Origin of the sequence: Bacteroides sp. An51A (assembly GCF_002161565.1) — a bacterium.
Classification (GTDB): Bacteria; Bacteroidota; Bacteroidia; order Bacteroidales; family Bacteroidaceae; genus Phocaeicola; species Phocaeicola intestinalis.
Window position 1 is genome coordinate 549963 of sequence record NZ_NFIC01000001.1, and the last position, 20038, is coordinate 570000.

The 20038-nt window shown below is 43.8% G+C and carries 11 protein-coding genes (1 of these 11 running past the window's edge); 5 read left to right on the forward strand and 6 right to left on the reverse strand.

All coding sequences use genetic code 11. The annotated features are described in order from the left end of the window. Positions 1–10 precede the first annotated feature (10 nt). The gene (locus B5G04_RS02165; protein WP_087249017.1) at positions 11–2173 is read left to right on the forward strand and encodes an alpha-glucuronidase family glycosyl hydrolase; all 2163 of its coding nucleotides are present in this window, start codon (positions 11–13) and stop codon (positions 2171–2173) included. Between the two features lie 24 nt (positions 2174–2197). Further along, positions 2198–4138, forward strand: coding sequence for a hypothetical protein (locus B5G04_RS02170; protein WP_087395531.1), 1941 nt, complete (start codon positions 2198–2200; stop codon positions 4136–4138). 300 nt (positions 4139–4438) lie between these two features. Here B5G04_RS02170 and B5G04_RS02175 read toward each other — a convergent pair whose 3' ends face one another. After that, positions 4439–8515 carry a hybrid sensor histidine kinase/response regulator transcription factor gene (locus B5G04_RS02175; RefSeq protein ID WP_087395533.1) on the reverse strand — a complete coding sequence of 1359 codons (4077 nt, stop codon included), beginning with the start codon at positions 8513–8515 and terminating at the stop codon, positions 4439–4441. Between the two features lie 336 nt (positions 8516–8851). Between B5G04_RS02175 and B5G04_RS02180 the strand changes: the two genes are divergently transcribed. Both B5G04_RS02180 and B5G04_RS02185 read left to right on the forward strand, forming a co-directional pair. Continuing rightward, a complete protein-coding gene (locus B5G04_RS02180; protein ID WP_022039247.1) occupies positions 8852–11959 on the forward strand; it encodes a TonB-dependent receptor in 3108 nt (1035 codons plus the stop codon). Positions 11960–11981: 22 nt separating this feature from the next. After that, positions 11982–13790 (forward strand): RagB/SusD family nutrient uptake outer membrane protein, encoded by a 1809-nt coding sequence (locus B5G04_RS02185; RefSeq protein ID WP_087395536.1) that lies wholly within the window; start codon positions 11982–11984, stop codon positions 13788–13790. A 215-nt stretch (positions 13791–14005) separates the two neighbouring features. Here the strand turns inward: B5G04_RS02185 and B5G04_RS02190 are convergent, their stop codons facing one another. From B5G04_RS02190 to B5G04_RS02210, 5 genes are all read right to left on the reverse strand, one after another. After that, positions 14006–14800 (reverse strand): gluconate 5-dehydrogenase, encoded by a 795-nt coding sequence (locus B5G04_RS02190; RefSeq protein WP_022038708.1) that lies wholly within the window; start codon positions 14798–14800, stop codon positions 14006–14008. Positions 14801–14907: 107 nt separating this feature from the next. Then, complete coding sequence (gene dacB, locus B5G04_RS02195) at positions 14908–16305, reverse strand: D-alanyl-D-alanine carboxypeptidase/D-alanyl-D-alanine-endopeptidase (protein WP_087395540.1); 1398 nt, start codon at positions 16303–16305, stop codon at positions 14908–14910. Between the two features lie 2 nt (positions 16306–16307). Continuing rightward, positions 16308–17648 carry a dihydrolipoyl dehydrogenase gene (gene lpdA / locus B5G04_RS02200; RefSeq protein ID WP_087395543.1) on the reverse strand — a complete coding sequence of 447 codons (1341 nt, stop codon included), beginning with the start codon at positions 17646–17648 and terminating at the stop codon, positions 16308–16310. A 25-nt stretch (positions 17649–17673) separates the two neighbouring features. After that, a complete protein-coding gene (locus B5G04_RS02205; protein WP_143270416.1) occupies positions 17674–18063 on the reverse strand; it encodes a hypothetical protein in 390 nt (129 codons plus the stop codon). A 20-nt stretch (positions 18064–18083) separates the two neighbouring features. Then, positions 18084–18500: a PH domain-containing protein gene (locus B5G04_RS02210; RefSeq protein WP_239414006.1), complete on the reverse strand. Its 417-nt coding sequence runs from the start codon at positions 18498–18500 to the stop codon at positions 18084–18086. A gap of 147 nt (positions 18501–18647) precedes the next feature. Between B5G04_RS02210 and nadB the strand changes: the two genes are divergently transcribed. Beyond that, positions 18648–20038, forward strand: partial view of an L-aspartate oxidase gene (nadB, locus tag B5G04_RS02215; protein WP_087251676.1) — the 5' portion only. The gene runs 193 nt beyond the window's last position; only the first 1391 of its 1584 coding nucleotides appear in the window; its start codon is at positions 18648–18650; the stop codon falls past the right edge of the window.

A 20038-nucleotide genomic window follows, 5' to 3' on the forward strand; every position in this document is an offset into this window, starting at 1 on the left:
AGACATGATTATGAAAACAAGAAGTATCGTGTTCGTCATAATGTGTTGTCTCATACAACTTGTCCGTGCCGAAAACGGATATGAGTTATGGCTACGCTATCAACCAATAGAAGATGCATCCTTACTTGATTCATATCGTCAAAAGCATATTGCTCTTTTCGTCCCTGTTTCATCTGATACATTGAAGGCTGCGAAAAAAGAATTGCAGTTAGGATTGAGAGGTTTACTAAATTATTCTTCTCAAGAAATCGCTTCATGGAACGAATTAAAAGAAGGTACACTGATTGCAGGTACTCCCCGGTCTCTGCCCGGCCTCAAGGATACGGACGTTTATAGAAAGCTGGACAGACTGACTGAGGAAGGATACCTTATAGCAAGCAGTCATATCGAAAAGAAGGCGGTAACGATTATCGCTGCCCGAACGGATATAGGCGTATTATATGGAGTGTTCCGCTATCTGCAACTTATGCAGACCCACCAGTCATTGGCACATCTGGATATAGCGGACAGTCCCAAGCTGAAATACCGCATGCTGAACCATTGGGACAACCTGAACGGTACAGTCGAACGGGGATATGCCGGATACAGTCTTTGGAACTGGGAAAGACTTCCACGCTACAAAGACCCACGCTACACAGATTATGCCCGTGCCAATGCTTCTATCGGCATCAACGGTATTGTCTTGAACAATGTGAATGCCGAAGCCAAAAGCCTGCGTACCGACTGGCTGGTAAAAGCATCCGGGCTGGCTGATGTATTCCGTCCGTATGGCATCAAAATATACCTGACGGCAAAATTCAGCGCACCTAAGGAAATAGGTGGGCTGGATACTGCCAACCCGAAAGATGAACGGGTCAGACAATGGTGGAAAGACAAAGTAAAGGAAATCTATGGGCTGATTCCCGATTTTGGTGGTTTTTTAGTCAAGGCAAATTCAGAAGGACAACCTGGTCCGCAGGATTATGGATGCTCCCACGCAGAAGGTGCCAACCTGTTAGGAGAAGCATTGGAACCTTATGGCGGTATCGTATTCTGGAGAGCGTTCGTATATCAAAACGAACGGCATGTAGATCGGGTTGTCACCGGTTACAATGAATTTAAGCCGTTGGACGGACAGTTCGGAAAGAATGTTTTCGTACAACCTAAAAACGGTCCGATTGACTTCCAGCCACGCGAACCGTTTCATCCATTGTTCGGAAGCATGCCTGACACTCCATTAGCCATGGAATTCCAAATTACGCAAGAGAATTTGGGACATGCCGGTCATTTGGTATACCTGGGAACATTATTCGAAGAAACGCTCCAATCGGACACGTATGCCAACGGGAAAGGCACTACCGTATCGAAAGTATTGCAAAACTACCAGCATACGCACGGCATGTCGGCACTGGCAGGCGTACCAAATGTGGGGACCGACTTGAACTGGACAGGACATTTGTTCGGTCAAGCCAACTGGTACGCATTCGGACGTCTGTCATGGAATCCGGACATGCATGCCACTGACATTGCTGCTGAATGGGTAAAAATGACTTTTTCAACCAAACAGGAGGTACTTGAACCGATATTACGAATCATGTCTATGTCTCGTGAAGCGTATGTGAATTATACCATGCCATTAGGACTGAACCATATCATGAATTATGATACTCACAACGGTCCTGAACCTTGGCATAATGATCCGGTATGGACGGCATTCGACTATCATAAGGTAACGACAGACAGCATCGGAGTAGACCGTACTATGCAGGGTAGTGGAGCAACCCGCCAATACCATTCTCCTGTATTTGATAAATTTGATGACCTGAATACTTGTCCCGAGTCCTATCTGCTTTGGTTCCACCGGCTACCGTGGGATTATAAATTGAAATCAGGAAAAACGCTGTGGAACGGGCTGGTGGACCATTATTACAAAGGGGTGGAAGAAGTTCGACAGATGCAACGACTATGGGATACGCTGAAAGGAAAAATCGACAATGAACGTTTCAGGCATGTAGCTACTTTGCTAAAATATCAGGAGCAGGAGGCCATCTGGTGGCGTGACGGATGTCTGTTGTTCTTCCAGCAATATTCGGGTCGTCCGATTCCTTCGCAATACGAACAACCTGCACACTCATTGAAATATTATCAGTCCATACCTTTCCCATACGACTGGAATGGAGTGTATGAACACTGAAACAAACCTTTAATACAATGAATTATGCTGAAATATTTACTAATACTATTGAGTCTTATTCCTGTTGCTTCCATATCGGCACAGCAACCGGATGTTTATCAGACTATCCCTCAAGGTACTTACGAAGAACGTCGGACGCAATTCCTGCAATACTATTCGGAGAACGGAGGTAATGGGCACCCCTTATATGAAGTCTTCCGTCAGGCTGCCAGGGCTGCAGCCGGTTATCCTGCCGAACCAGACAGAATGCGTAAAGTTATTGACGTCATACGCTCCAATCATGATTGTAACGACTTTACACTCAATGGTCTGTTGCGTATGGTCTATTTAGACGAACAGCAGGATTATATTCCAGAATGTATGAAAGAAGACATCAAGGCTTGCATTCTTGATTTCAAATATTGGTGGGACGATGGTAGACGGGATACAACCTACCGTTGCTATCATACAGAAAACCATCAGGCATTATATCATACCGCAGAACTGTTGGCTGGACAACTATACAAACGGGAAAAGTTCACCAACGGAATGACCGGGCGAGAACACATGGCCCATGCCCAAAAACCATTGATGCAATGGCTAGATTATCGTTTCCGTTTCGGGTTCAGCGAATGGATGTCTACTTATTACGATGTGGAAGTATTGCTGCTTGCCAATCTGTTTGATTTTGCAGAAGACCGGACAATCCGTACCAAAGCCGGTATGGTGCTTGACCTGTTATTGTTCGATATTGCCTTGAACAATTACCAAGGTTTCTTAGGTTCTTCTGCCGGACGCAACTATGCCAACTCTATTATCAGCGGTACTCACACTACTAGTCCACTCTGCAAATTGGTTTTCGGTACCGGAACCTACAATCGGGAAGAAATAATGGGTCCTGTAGCTCTTTCTACCAGTTCTTACCGTTGCCCGTCGATTATCTGTGAAATCGCAACCGATTATCATACGCCATTGCTCAACCGTCAACGGATAAGCATCAATGTAGAAGATGCCGAACAATACGGAATCCCATACGATAAAGAACCGGAATGTCATCTCTTCTGGGGAATGCAGGAATTTATTCATCCGCTTGCCATCCGGATGTCAAAGCAAATTTCAGAGAAATACGATGTATGGCCTTACCGCAATTACGATGATTACATCCAAAAATACGATACAGAGATAGCCCGATACGGAAAGACGGTCAGCAACCGATTGGACCGCTTTGCCCTTTCGGAAGCCAATATCGAAACCTATCGTACTCCCGATTATATGTTAAGCTGCGCCTTAGACTACCGTAAAGGAGCACCTGGCTATCAGCAACATATCTGGCAGGCAACACTCGGCAACAAGGCATTGGTTTATACCAATTGTCCTGGAGGCAACAATCTGCGGTTTTCTCCGAATTACTGGTCGGGCAATGAAAGCTTACCACGTGCTGCACAGTCGGGCAATGTGGTGATATGTATCTATAATCTTCCGGATAACCGGAAGCCGGACTTCACACACGGTTATTTCCCTGTACAGGAATTCGATGAAGTACATATTTCCGGTTCATGGATTTTCGGGCGCAAGGGAAATGGTTACGTAGCCTTGTATTCACAGAATACGCCGGAACTCACGACCGATTTCCGAGGAGTACTGTGTGATTTCCGCGCGCAAGGACGGCAGAATATCTGGATTTGTGAAACCGGTTCCCAATCTCAATGGGACAGTTTTTCCCGTTTTATCGAAGCTGTTTCTACAGCCTCCATTGATGCAGACGGGCTGAATGTAACCTATTGTTCTCCTTCCGAAGGCGCGGTTTCTTTTGGCTGGGATACCCCTTTCCGGACGAAGGATAAAAACATGCCCTTGCGCTGGAAGTACAGATACGACAATCCTTATTGCAAAACGCTATTCGATTCTTCTATCATACAAATTGAAAGAGAAGGCAAGAAACTGATGCTTGACCTTGAAAAAGGAAAAAGAACAGTTATTCCCTGACAGCAGACTGGAATAGATTTTGAATGTATATCATTATGGATACATAGCATGCTGTGTATCCATATGTTTTTTTGACCGTTTCAGAATCTGTTTTCAACCAACTTCCTTTTATGTTCTTGATAACAAAACCATACGTTCTCCAATTGGAAACCGTACGTTCTCGATATGGAAACCGTACGGTTTTGATATGAAAACCATAAAAGAGAGCTGTCTTCAAACAAGATACAATTCCAATGCACAACCAAAGGTTTGACTCCTCTTCATTCTTTTGTGATGTAGATACGTTGACGATATTACAACTTACACAGGTGACATATTGTCTTTTCCGTCAAAAGATTCATCTTTCTGTCTGTGCTGATTCCGATACTCTTTGGGAGTTTCATGAAATTTCTTATCAAATTCTTTATAGAAATGTGACCGGTTTCCGAAACCGCACCGATACATGATTTCCTGTACAGTCAGATTTGTCGTACACAAAAGTTGGGCAGCAAACGAAATCCGATAATCCTTGATAAAGTCTTTAGGCGAAAGCTGTTCCAGTTCCTTAAATTTCCGGTACAGATTACGGACACTGATTTGCATGTGTGCCGCCAAGTCTTCCGGACTCAAATCGGTATTGTCCATATTGTTGGCAATAAATTCCGTAATGGATTGTAAGAAATCCTTGTCTTCTTTTTGCATCAGTTGCCCGTTAGTAAATTCGTAAGCGCAAGCCGATGAATGATAATATTCTCTGATTATATTCTTGTTTTCAATCATACGGGCAATGACAGCTTTCAGATAACCGATATTGAACGGTTTTTCAATATACGCATCAGCACCCGATTGCAGCCCTTCAATTTTTTCTTCGCTCGTATTTCGTGCGGATAACATTATCAAAGGAATGTGCATAGTATGCCTGTTCTTTTTGATTTGTCTGGTCAATTCTATACCGTCCGTACCAGGCATCATTATGTCTGTGACAATCAATGCCGGTTCTTCTTTCGTCAGCAATTCCAACCCTTTTTCTCCATTTTCTGCCGTTATCACCTGATAATTATCAGACAGTGAGTCTTGTATCAGCATCAGGATTTCTACGTTATCATCTATGACAAGTATTTTTTCTCGCTGCTTGTCAGAAGTGACTGAAGGCTGTGGCAATTGTTCTGTAATGGAAATCCGATTCGTAAGGACAGGGGTATTTCCGGTTTCGGTCTGGCATTCATCGGCTCTAATCGTTCCTTCCATTTCGGATAAAGGTAATTCAGGCAAGGTTACGATAAATTCCGCATATTGGTTCACTTCACTCTGGATTGCTATTCTGCCTTCCAGCAACTCTACCATGCTGTGACAGATAGCCATTCCCAACCCATTGCGGGAAGACAGTCCCTTTACGGCATTCTCTTCCATATTGTCTAATATGCAATATCGGTTGAAGACAAGAGGCATGTTTTCTTTTTTAATGCCTTCCCCCGTATTGAAAACGGACAATTGCAATTGTTTTTCCACAATATCCAATGTAATGCGTATTGTTCCTCCTGTCCGAGTATACTTGAATGCATTGGAAATTAAATTATTAGCTATCTTCGTGAAACAGCTGTAGTCTGTATTCCATTGCACATCAGCGGCTATCCGGTTTTCCAGATGAATGGAGTTCTGTTCTGCCAAATCCGAAAACGAAGCCACAATGTCATTGCATAAATTGCTGATAGCAATACATTCCACTTTTCTGCTTTTATGTCCGGTTTCCATACGCCGGAAATCAATCACTTCCTGAATCAGTGAATTGAGCCGTTCCGCATTCTGCTTGATAAGCGTAACATATTTCCGTATATACGTATCCGTATTCGCATAAGCTAAAATACGCTCGCAAGGACCGTACATCAACGTAAGTGGGGTACAGAACTCGTGAGTTATATTGGTAAAGAAGCGGAGTTTCTCTTCATACACTTCTTCTTTATGTGCCTGTTCCAACTTACGGACCATGCGTATGTGTTTTCTTTTCTGTTTTCTGACCCCTGTCCTGATGAGCAACAATATGCCGACCATTACCAGGAAGGAATAGAATCCGATTGCCACATTTGATAAATACCAAGGTGGACAGATATAAATATGCATGGTATAAACCGGACTTTCCTTACCGCTGATTTTATTCTTGTATTTGACCTGCAACGTATAGTTTCCGGGAGACAGTTGGGTGAAAGAAACCGTGTTAGACAATCCATTATCTATCCATTTGTCCTTTTCATTCTCTATTTTATACAGATATGAATAATTGTTGGAGTTGATGTAATCCATGGCAAAAAACGAAATGCTGAAATAGTTTTGAGTATAGTCCAGCTCCAAACGGGAATTACCTTCCTTATCCTGCCGGATATAATCGTACCGATTCTGTTCTTGCCCTAAAATGCTCAAACGGGTAAAGCTGACCGGAGGAGTATATTCTTCAGAAGCAGAATAAGCCGGATTCTCACGCACGATGACCAATCCGTTGATGCCTCCAAAAAACAAGGCATCCTCTTTCTTGAAGGAAGCTCCGTCACTGTATTCTATCACTTTCAATCCGTTATGCTGGTTATAATTCTGGATGCTTTGCCGTTGGGTATGAAAACGCACCAGCCCTCCATTGGTAGACATCCACACATTGCCGCTATTATCTTGCAGCAATGTATGTATTGTACTATTCTGAAAACCATCTTTCTTATTAAAACATTGTTCCTCCCGAGAAGTTTGCCTGATGAATCCATAGCTGGTACCTAACCATAAGATACTATCTTCTTTGATAATAGAAAATATATCGTTGGCAGTCTTGTCCGCATAATGATTCTTCAACGAATGAGCACTCAATCTGCCGTTTTCCATCTTGAATACGCCATATCCACGATTGCCGAACCATAATACCCCTTCTTTATCGCAAGTAAGCGTGAAGAAATAATTGGATGAGAAGTTACCATTGTCAATCGTATAACGGGTAATGTCTGTCAAACGCGGTTGTGACGGTGTCCCATGAATACGGGCACGTATAATCCCTGTACCTACCGTAGCTATCCACAATACAGAATCTCCTTCTTCGTAAATGGCATGTACATATTGAATAGGTTCCTCTGTCGGAACTTTCTCTATACGTTTCGTTACATACGAATAATAATTGATGCCGGCATCACTACCTATCCAGAACAGAGGACGTTTACTTTCAGCAAAAGCATAGACGGAATTGTCATTTAACAAGCTGTTATGAGTAGTTATCAGTTCCGTATGATAATCCTGCGTATGTTGAAAAGGAATAAAATCGCGTATCCGAAGGATGCCTTCTCCTTTTGTTCCCAGCCAAAGAGTGTGCTCTTCATCCAAGTAAACGGAACGTACCGGTTTAGCTGTTCGTAAATTCAATTCATTATAAGTAATAGACTGAAGAGAATAACGCTCATTGGTGCACAGGTAAATGCCTTGCCCATCGGTAGCAATCCATACGATATCCTGATTGCGGTCGTTTAATAAGCGGAATATTCCCGATTGGATTCCCAGGTCTTCCGTCCGATAAGCTCCATTTTGTCCTTGTAATGTTACTTTCAAAACTCCGTTTGTCTGAAAGGAAATAAAAAAAGTACCTTTATGCTCAATAATGTCCGATATAATTCCACGTTCACTGATTTCTTTTTTTAGGGTAATTATATACTCTTTGCGTTCCGTATCTGTATGGTATTTGTATAAAGTATTCTGCTGATCTATAAAATAGATTGTTGTATCTTTCAGAAAAACATACTTTAATGGGGTGTTCTCTACCAGCCGGCTTTCATCGATTGTATAATGCTGTTTATTGTCGTCTTTTAACCGGTGTTTCACGATTCCTTTGGATGTAAACACCCATAAATGACGTTCATCGATATATACATTGAGAATGTCGTTTTGGTCAATTTGCGGAATGGACAGTTGCCTAAACTCCTCCGTATCATGCAGAATATAGTACAATATATTTCTTTCAGACAGAATGAAAATGTCATTCTTCGGACTTTTTTTCAACAAATATCCTCCTTGAAACTGGGTATAACTGGTTATGCTGCGTGTGTATTTATTAATCTTGTCAAGCCCGTAATTGGTCTGTATCCATAAAGTACCCCTGTCTGTTTCAAGAATATTCTCGATGATATTACCGGACAGATTTTTACCTTCCGATAAGGTAAAAGGACGTATATTCAATCCGTCATACAGGTTCAGTCCGTCACAGGTACCCAACCAAAGAAGTCCGTCGTAATCCTGATACAAGGAAAGTACAGCATTATTCGACAAACCATCCGTATTAGAAAGTTGTTTCAGATTATTTCCATATACATTTGTTATATGAATTATTGGACACCACATCCATAAAATAATCCCCAGCATTCTAAATATTTGCTCCATAATAAAGATGATATTTGCATTACATCGACAAATATACGAAAATTCTCATTTATAACCTTTCTTCCTATTTCACGCTTTGTATTCATGTTCGCCAATTTTGTATAAAACCGTCTGAAAGCCGTATTACATATATTTTTGGCATGTCTCACCACATGGTTTTGTTCATTTTAGTATAATTTCGCAATCAGAAAAACAAAGTCAAACCTTAAACACATTCCATGATGATTCAAAATTCGTCTTGACATACCGTTGGGGGGTTCCAATATTCATAGTTGGAAAAGACAAAAAAAGCGAAATAACAATTCAGATAATAAACACGTTTTTAAATTTAGTATTATGGACGTACGAAAGACACATTTCTTTTTGATGCTGCTTATGGCATTTTTATCATTCAGCAATGCCCATGTGGTAATGGCAGCAGACCAGGCCATACAAACCAAAGGCAAGGTGACAGATTCGACAGGAGAGCCGATTATCGGAGCCAATGTCATTGTAAAAGGTACAACCGTGGGAGTCATTTCAGACTTAGACGGAGGTTTTAACATCAACGCCAAACGAGGCGATGTCCTTCAGATTTCATTTCTTGGCTATCAGTCTAAAGAAGTAAAAGTAACCGGTTCTTTTCTCAATGTTACTTTGGAGGAGGATACAAAAACACTAGATGAAGTAGTAGTGGTAGGATATGGTTCACAAAAGAAATCAGACATTACCGGTGCTATGGTGAACGTCAAAAGCGAGGCATTGCATCAAGCTCCTGTTGCCAACATCGGTGCGGCATTGCAAGGTTTGGCAGCCGGTGTAGATGTTCAAATGGCAGGGGGAAATACCCACCCGGGAGCTACACCGCAAATCCGTATCCGTGGTGAACGTTCTATCAACGCAAGTAATGAAGCATTGATTGTAGTGGACGGAATTCCATTTTCCGGTAATCTGAATGAAATCAACAACGATGATGTAGAGAGTATCAGTATCCTGAAAGATGCATCCGCAACCGCTATCTATGGTTCACGCGGTGCCAACGGAGTAATTCTGATAACGACCAAGCGGGGTACCAAAGGCAAGACGAACGTAAGTTATAGCGGATATTACGGTGTCATTACTGCAATCAAGCAGTTCGACATAATGAACAGCGAAGAATACATCACGCTGAAAAAATGGGCGACCTACAATGCCAATCCTGATAATTATACAGGCATTGATGATCCGAACCTGATGCGCGTGGGCGATGTATTCCGTGACCAGGAAGAAATGGAAGGTTACTTTGCCGGAACCGATACAGACTGGCAAGACTTAATTTTCCGTAACGGAATGACAACCAATCATCAGGTGTCATTGAACGGAGGTAATGAACGCACGACCTATAACGCCTCTATCGGTTACTATCGGGGTGAAAACAATTACGAGGCACACAGTTTTGAACGTCTGACTGCCAAATTATCGCTGGACAGCCAGATTAACAGTTGGTTGAAAGTCGGATTCTCTACATTGAACACCTATGTCATGAGTAAAGGTGATGACCTGAATCCCATGGAAATGGCATTACGTGCCTCTCCTTTCACAACCCCTTATGATAGCGAAGGACATTTGCGTACTTACCTGCCGGGCAGCGGACAGAACGTATGGAATCCTTTGCAAGATTTGCAGGAAAATGCAGCTGTAGACGACGATAAAAGTCTTTCCACTTTCACGACCGGTTATGCTGAAATTCAGTTCCCGTTCGGTATCAAGTACCGTTTCAATGGAGGTGTTACCTTGAAATATAATTCGTGGGGTAAATTCTATGGAACCAATACGACCAAGCAAATGGGAGGACTGGACTATTCATCAGGAGGTTACGGACATACCGTCGACTATACGCTGGAAAACATCGTAACATGGGATTATACCTTCAATGAGGTACACAACATTAACCTGACAGGATTGTTCAGTGCCCAACAGCGTGAATATACATCGAATGGCGTAGACGGAAGAGATTACTACGACGACAACATCCTGTATTACAATCCGGGATTGGCACAGAGTGATGTTACAGGCAGCGGAAGTTATGAGAAATGGGCATTACTTTCATGGATGGGACGTCTGAATTATAACTATGCAGACAAATACCTGCTTACAGCTACCGTACGTTATGATGGTTCGTCCCGTCTGGCAGAAGGCAACAAATGGCATGCTTTCCCTTCGGTCGCATTGGGCTGGAACATCATGCACGAAAACTTTATGCAGGATATCAATCCCAATGTATTGTCCGGATTAAAATTCCGTCTCAGTTGGGGTAATGTAGGAAGTACGGCAATCAGCGCATACCAGACTATGGCACGACTGGATACCGGCAGCAAATACCTGTTAGGCAATACCGGTGTTATGGGTGTACGTCCAAGTTCAGTTCCCGATACCAGCCTGGGGTGGGAGAATACCGAAACCTGGAACGTAGGTATTGATTTCGGATTCTGGAATAACCGCATCAACGGCTCTATCGAGTGGTACCAACAAAATACCAGCGATTTGCTTCTGCCGGTCAGCCTGCCTTCTACTTCCGGCTATTCTTCTTCTTACCTGACCAATTTGGGTAAAACCCGAAACCGAGGCATTGAATTTAATGTGACAACTGTCAATATTATGGGTGATGGACAAGACCGGTTCTCATGGGAGACAGACCTGAATATTTTCGGAAACCGTAATACCATTATGAGTATCGGCGAAGGAATTGATGCGGATATTAACAACAACTGGTTTGTCGGACAAGACCGTTGGGTGATTTATTCACTGGAAGCAGACGGATTGTGGCAAGATACTCCGGAAGACCGTGCTTTGGCAGAAACATTCGGCTATGCTACATCCGGACCTAATTCGGTAATCGGTACCGTCAAAATTAAAAATCACCATGTAGACTACGAAGCAGACGGTGTAACCCCGAAAGCAACTCAGGTTATTAATGATGACGATAAAGTATTTATCGGCAAACGCGCTCCAAAGTTTGAAGGAGGTATCAACAACCGTTTCGCCTGGAAAGGTTTCGACCTTTCATTCTTGTGGACATTCCGTTGCGGAGGTACCATTACTTCAGACATGCATAATGGTTGGATGAATACATTGCAAGGAGGATACAATAACCTGAATGTAGATTATTGGACTCCTGAAAATACAGATGCACGCTGGCCTAAACCTACAACCGGTACAGTCAGCAACAAAGGATTGCTGGCACGCTATGACGGTTCTTACTTGAAATTAAGAAACTTCACGTTAGGTTACACTCTTCCTAAAGCAATTACTACAAAGGCAAATATCCAGTCGGCACGCATCTATGTTACCGGGAATAATCTGTACACATGGTTCAGCAAGGAATACCGGAAAGACGGAGGTATCGATCCGGAAACAACCAGCACGATTAACCTGACCACTCCCCCGACCCGTTCCTTCATTGTTGGACTGAATTTATCTTTCTAATTAACGATTAAACTATTGACGTATGAAAAAAGTATTATCTGCAATAACACTTTCAGCATTTGTTGCTTTTGCAACAGGATGTTCCGATTTTCTGGAAGAAGAAAACCATTCCAACGTGCTTCAGGACTTCATGGGCACTCCAGAAGGTTACGGTATGGCTCTAAACTCTGTATATGCTAATATCCGTTCTATGTACAGTGCCGAAGAAGGCATTCATGGTCTGATGAATCCAGGTACAGATGAAATCAAAAACAATGTAACAGGAAGTAACCGTACCCGTGACCTGGCCGTTTATGACCGTGCCAATTATAACTCGAACAATGAATATCCCCGCAAGCTATGGAACGATGCCTACATTCAAATCAACACATTGAACTACATGATAGAAAATGCCGGAAATGTAGATGTCAGCACCAATGCCCTTACGCCCGAAATGAGAGATCAATACTTGGGGGAAGCAAAATTCTTGCGGGCATTCAACTACTTTCACTTGGTGGAACAGTTCGGTGACGTAACGGTGACCACGACCTATAATGCCAATCCAAGCACTTCTGCCGACCGGCATGATATGCTCAAGGCGTATGAGGAAGTAATTATCCCCGACCTGATAGATGCCAAAAGATTGTGCAAACCCAGTCCGCAACAGGATAATCTGGAATCGGGACGCGCATCGGCTGCAGCTGCCCGCCATTTGCTGGCACGTGTATATCTGACACTGGCATGGGCATACGACAAGAATCCTTCCAATCCTGCCTATGAAGGAAATACACAGACTAAATATTATGACCCGACGAAAGCACAGGAATATTATCGGCTGGCATACGACGAAGCGACCCAACTGATTGAAGAGGCTCCTTCTTTGGGTCTGAAACTAATGGATAACTATGCGGACCTGTTCGATGAAGCTTTTGATGCACCTTCATTGTCAAATACGGAAGTACTTTTCGTTGCACGTATGGACTGGGACGATGATAATACGTATGGAGGAAGAAGCACGCTGAACCACTATTTCGTCAACGGTTATGATGCCTACTTGGGCGAACGGAACCTGAATGACGGACGTTGCTACTCGTGGTTTAACCCGACCCAATATACGTACGACACATTCAATAACCGTGATAAAGATACCCGTTATGATGCAACGTTCCAAAAAGTCTGGTATGCAACCAAAACCCAAGAAGGAGGTCAAATCAGTTATACCATAGACGGAGTGGAAGAAACATTCGATTGGGATTATTCAGTAGTGGGAGATACGGCAATTTATTATCCGGGCTATTACATGTCTGCCGAGGAAATTCGTGCCAAGACCCAGAACCGTTCCGGAAACCATTACATTATCTTTACACCCGATGCATATAACGGGCGTGCCATTTTCCCGACCATAACGAAATTCCTAGACAAAACCCGTACCATGCCTAATGACAATACGGACCGGTCGTACAATATATTCCGTTTAGGAGAGACTTACCTGCTGGCAGCAGAAGCGGCTTTCAAATTAGGTGACAATGTAAATGCCGCCAAATACATCAACGTCATCCGCGAACGTGCCCGCAATAAGGAAACATGTGAGTCAGGTGCATTGGACATCCAGCCCAACGATGTTACATTGGATTATATCCTGGAAGAACGTACGCGCGAATTGCTGGCGGAGCATTGCCGTTGGGCAGACCTTGCACGTACTGGTACTTTAATGGAAAGGGTAAAGAAATACGATGACGGACTGGCTAAGGAAAACATTCTTCCGGAACGCCATTGGTTACGTCCGATTCCTCAGACACAGATTGACCGCGTAACTACCGGTACTCCTTATCCGCAGAACCCGAACTGGTAAAACATGTGATAAAAAGACGTTAACAGGATAACACAGCCTATATTTTCAGATCTTCAATGAAAATATAGGCTTAGAAACTGTTTTGAATTTCTCCCAAAAGTTTCTTTCGCCTTTTTATCAGATTTCGAAAAACTACAAAAAAACAGCAGGAAGCCTTCCTTTTGAAAAAGGAAAAAACTTCCTGCCTTTTTTGTTATGAATGAAACGACTTGATTTTATTTCGGTTGCTTGCCAATGTAAGCCAGAATACCACCATCCACGTAAAGGATATGACCGTTTACAAAGTCGGAAGCATCAGATGCAAGGAATACCGTGGGACCCATCAGATCTTCGGGTGTTCCCCAGCGTGCAGCCGGAGTCTTTGAGACAATAAACGAATCGAACGGATGACGTGAACCGTCTGCCTGACGTTCGCGCAACGGAGCAGTCTGCGGAGTAGCGATGTAACCCGGACCGATACCATTGCACTGGATGTTGTATTCACCGTATTCGGAAGCGATATTGCGGGTCAGCATCTTCAGACCGCCTTTAGCTGCTGCGTATGCAGATACGGTTTCACGACCCAATTCGCTCATCATCGAACAAACATTGATAATCTTTCCATGACCTTTCTTGATCATGCCCGGAATAACCGCCTTAGCCATGATAAACGGAGCTGTAAGGTCGATGTCGACAACTTGGCGGAACTCATCTACCGTCATGTCACACATCGGGATGCGCTTGATGATACCTGCGTTGTTTACCAGAATATCAATCACGCCCAGTTCTTTCTCTATCTGTGCCACAAGTACTTTAACCGCTTCCTCGTCAGTCACATCACAAATATAACCTTTTGCATCAATGCCTTTTGCCTTATAATCGGCAAGAGCATCATCCAGATGTTTTTGTGAACGGCAATTGAACGCAATTTTGGCACCCGCCTGAGCCAATGCTTCGGCCATAGCAAAACCGATTCCATACGCACCGCCTGTTACAAGGGCTACTTTGCCCTCCAATGAGAAATTAACCATAATATTTTTCATTTTTTATAGTAAATAATTATTTATCTCCGGCATTTCGTCATACCGTTTACGAACACGGTCTGTCATTGTACCGCACAAATATACAAATTTCTTTATTATTGCGCCAATATTTCACAAATCTTATCTTGAAAAAGACGTGCTTTTCTTCCACTCATCACGTTTTGATTGATAATCACGAAAGCCAACATATCACCATTTCCGGCACGTACATACCCGGCAAGCGAACTGACTCCTTTTACCGTACCGGTCTTGGCACGCACGTTGCGAAACGCCTTCTCTTTCCGCATACGGTAACGGAGTGTACCGTCTACACCAGCTATGGGCAACGCTTCGTAAAAAGGATGGAATATTTCCTGATGGGCATACGCATATTTCAAATAAGCCAGCAACAATTCGGGCGACACATAATTGTACATCGAAACCCCACTCCCATCGACAATGCTGTAATCGTCCGGGTCCTTCCCGATGTGATGACGCATGAAGTGTTCTATCTCTTTCTGTGCATCCTCGATACCGATACTTTTATGCCCGCCTCCCCGGATAGCCAAGTGATAAAACAAAGCTTCCGCCGAAAGATTATCGCTTTTCTTTAAAGCACGTTTCAGAACAGGTTCCAACGGACGAGAGACTTTATATAATAAGGTGACCGTATCGGGACAGACGCCATATTTCAACGAATCGACGGCTATATGCTCCTGAGCTAACTGGTAACGAAAAGTCTGGATAAAGAAATCCTGTGATGAAAACATGTTCAGTGTCCTGCCGGACGGACGCCCTACATTACCGGTAATGTGAATGGTATTACCGTTATATAACCAATCTCGATTTATTTTCAGACTCCCATAATGAGGTATACCACACACGGCACGATTGTCTATTGTATAATAATCCGATTTCGGAAATACTTCCACTTCAGGACGTCTTCCCTTTTGAGAAGGTTTGACCGATACATTCACGCATCCCCTGTTCAGCATCAACGGAGAGAGATAAGGCTGAAAGGCATTAGGGGTATCATCCCACGCCCAACCTGTACCCCAATAAATGGAATCCATCACCGATACATCTGCCACCAGGTTTCCCTTGATGCTGTTTATACCTGCACGGTGCACGGCATCGGTCAGACGCTGCAAATCGTCTTCCATAAATTCAGGGTCGAAACCTCCCACCACGTATAAATTACCCTCCAAGGTACTGTCTGCCCCGATTGTACCCGTATAAGCCAAACGGGTATCGAAGGTATAGCTTGTACCCAACTCTGCCAATGCCGTGACCGTGGTGATAATCTTCTCGATAGAAGCCGGACGATACAATTTCTGATCCTGATAAGCATAGACCGGCGTCCCTTTCGTCAGATTGAATACCGTGATGCCTACTTCGGATGTCTTCAGCACAGGCGATGATGCAACCAGTGCCTCCAGTTGTTCTGCCACACCTTGTGCACAAACCTGGCAAAAGGCCAGCAACATTCCTAAAAAGAAACCTAAACGATGCATAGTTATAAATCTCTAAACAGTTCGCCTACCGTGGGATGTGGGAATACATACCGGCGGAAAGCCTCCAAATCAAGCTCATCTTCTACCATTATGCCGCCCAATACAATGAGTTCGGATGCCGGATTGCCCAACAGGTGAACTCCTAGTACCTTATTATGCTCGTCTACCAGTACCTTCATCATGCCGTTCACACCCTCATTCTCTGTCACAAACCTGCCCGAATAAGTCATCGGGAACTTTACCGCCCGATAAGTAATGCCTTGCTTCTGCAACATCTCCTCGGTTTTTCCCACTGAAGCGACCTCGGGATGTGTATAAACCACGCCGGGAATGGCACGATAACTCATTCCGACAGATTTTCCCAAGATGGTATCTACCGCTATTTCGGCTTCTTTTACCGCCGTATGAGCCAAGAGAGAGACTCCATTCAAATCTCCGCAAGCATATACACCCGGCACAGAAGTTTGAAGCTGGGCATTTACCTTGATGCACTTCCGTTCGGTATATGCAAGAGACAAGTTTTCCAACCCGAAGCCTTGCGTCACCGGACGTCTCCCTACACTCAAGAGCAATTTTTCTGCCTCGAAACAGGTCTCTTCTGCTCCTGTCTGATAATAAACCTGCATACCGGTCTCATTCTGCTCCAGACGGACAACCTTGGCTCCCAGTTTGAAGTCAACACCTCGTTTTGCATAATCGGCACGAAGCATCGAAGCAATTTCACGGTCTATACCGTTCAATATTTCGTCCATCATTTCGATAACGGTCACTTTTACACCTAAGTCGGAAAAGAATGAAGCGAATTCCATCCCGATAACCCCTCCGCCGATAATGGCAAGCGACCGTGGGATTTCTTTGTTGTCAAGCGCATCGCGATGAGTCCAATAACCGACTTTCTCTATGCCCGGAATAGGAGGAATAACCGTCTGGCTCCCCGTGCAAAGAATCAGGTTCTCGCATTCGTAGATTTCCCCAGCGCAACGCACGGTATGCGCATCGACGATGAAAGCCTCTCCGTTTACCAACGTGACATTGGCTCCCGTAAGCTTTGCCTTCACTCCCAGCACCAGCTTGCGCACCACCTTCGACTTGCGGGCTATCATCTTGGGCAAATCGAAACTAACTTCACCGGCACTTACATTATACTTGCGTGCGTGGACGCAGCTATCATAAAGCTTCGATGCATATAGGAGCGTTTTCGTAGGGATACATCCTTCGTTCAGACACACGCCTCCCACACTGTTCTTTTCAAACAGAACCACGCTCAGTCCTGCTTTCCCCGCCCTTTCGGCGGCGGTATATCCGGCAGGTCCCCCGCCGATAATCGCTACTTGGTATTTCATGGTACGTTATTGTTTTTAAGGTCAGTTATTCTTCCACATATTCCATCATCGGGTTCGCTTCCTTCAAGCTGGCGATGAACCCTTTCCGGTCTTTCGGATCCACGGTAGCGTGTCCCTTGGTATGGCGCAACACAATTTGCTGGCTTTTCCATGCCTGTTTACGGTAAATCAGTTTCGAAATGCCGTGCAAACGCGAAACTCCGGTAAATCCCCGGCGTATCCATACATCCCCGTTATCGCGTATCTGAATACGGGTTGTCAACTGGTCAACAGCAAGTCCCAAAGGAGCCAGAAGCCCCAACAATCTCCAATAATTCTTACTTTCTAAAGAAAGCCATACAATTGCCAACACCAGTATCAGCAAGATGGTCATCCATGCATATGATACTTGCCGGACTCTAAACAATTTTGCCATAATCTCTTTTTTATCTAAGTTTACTCATTATTCTTTCTTGTCTTTTTCTGTATCCAACTGATGAACTCATCTGCATCCACAGGTGAGACCTGTAGCTTATCATCTTTTCCTGCCACACGATAGACGATTTCCACTCGTTTTACCGACAGAGCCGGAGCTATGGAAAAAGATTTGACCCGGTTCATCATTTCTATCGAATTCAAATCCAACGTCCTGCCCGGCACAAACCGACCGCTCTCTATCCGCAACATTCCGTCTTCCGTCACTACATAACGGGTATGGACCAACATTTCGATTTCGAAAATCATACATATCGCCAGCAAGACCGCCAGCAACGTATAATGCAACCAAAAGAAATCGAACAATAAAAAAGCAGTAACAGCCATTAATGACCAGTACCACCCGTCTACCTTCGAATGAAATGTCCTGTTCATCATCCTTTTCCTTATTAATTCAGGGTGAAGATAGTAAATAATCATATAAAATCATTACATCCGGTAAAGTTCTTTTGAAAAAAAAGCAATATGCAGTACAGACATTTCAGTTTTTTTGTAGTTTTGCGTCAATATATACACATTATTATCATGATAAGGAAATATGATTTTCTCGTTATCGGTTCAGGAATTGCCGGAATGAGCTTTGCGCTGAAAGTAGCGCATAAAGGCTCGGTTGCACTGATTTGCAAAGCCGGGCTGGAAGAAGCGAACACATATTATGCACAAGGAGGCATCGCTTCTGTGACAAATCTGAAGGTGGATAATTTCGAAAAACACATTCACGATACGATGGTTGCCGGAGACTGGATAAGCGACCGTGCAGCGGTAGAGAAAGTAGTACGCAACGCCCCGTCACAAATCGAAGAATTAATCAAATGGGGAGTAGACTTCGACAAAAAAGAAAATGGAGAGTTCGACCTTCACCGGGAAGGCGGTCATTCCGAGTTCCGTATCCTTCATCACAAAGACAATACTGGCGCCGAAATCCAAACCAGTTTGATAGAAGAAGTCAAACGACATCCGAACATCACCGTCTTTACCAACTTTTATGCCGTAGAAATCATCACACAACATCATTTAGGCATCATTGTTACCCGTCATACCCCAGGTATCAAATGTTATGGAGCATACGTATTAAACGAAGCTACAGGAGAAGTGGACACGTTCCTTTCAAAAGTTACCGTTATGGCAACAGGAGGATGCGAAGCTGTTTACCGTCATACCACCAACCCGTTGGTAGCTACAGGCGATGGTATCGCAATGGTGTATCGAGCCAAAGGTATCGTAAAAGATATGGAATTTATCCAATTTCATCCGACTGCCTTGTATCATCCGGGCGACCGGCCCAGCTTCTTAATTACAGAAGCTATGCGAGGATATGGAGGTGTACTAAGAAATCTGGCAGGCGAAGAATTCATGCAAAAATACGACCCACGCTTATCATTGGCTCCACGGGACATCGTAGCCCGTGCCATAGATAATGAAATGAAACAGCGTGGTGAAGACCATGTTTATCTAGATGTCACTCATAAAGACCCCGAAGAAACTAAAAAACATTTTCCGAACATATACAAGAAATGTCTCAGCCTGGGAATCGATATCACTAAAGATTATATTCCGGTAGCTCCTGCTGCACATTATCTATGCGGAGGCATCAAAGTAGACCTTGACGGACAATCCAGCATCAAACGTCTGTATGCTCTAGGTGAATGTTCCTGTACCGGTTTGCATGGAGGCAACCGACTAGCTTCAAATTCCCTGATAGAAGCCATCGTTTATGCAGATTCTGCAGCCAAACATGCCATAAGCGTACTAGACCGTTATGATTTCAATGAAGATATTCCAGAATGGAATGCAGAGGGTACAATGAACAACGAAGAGCGCATTTTGATTACCCAAAGCATGAAAGAAGTTAATCAAATTATGGAAGCATACGTAGGTATTGTACGCAGCAATCTTCGTCTGGTACGTGCATGGAA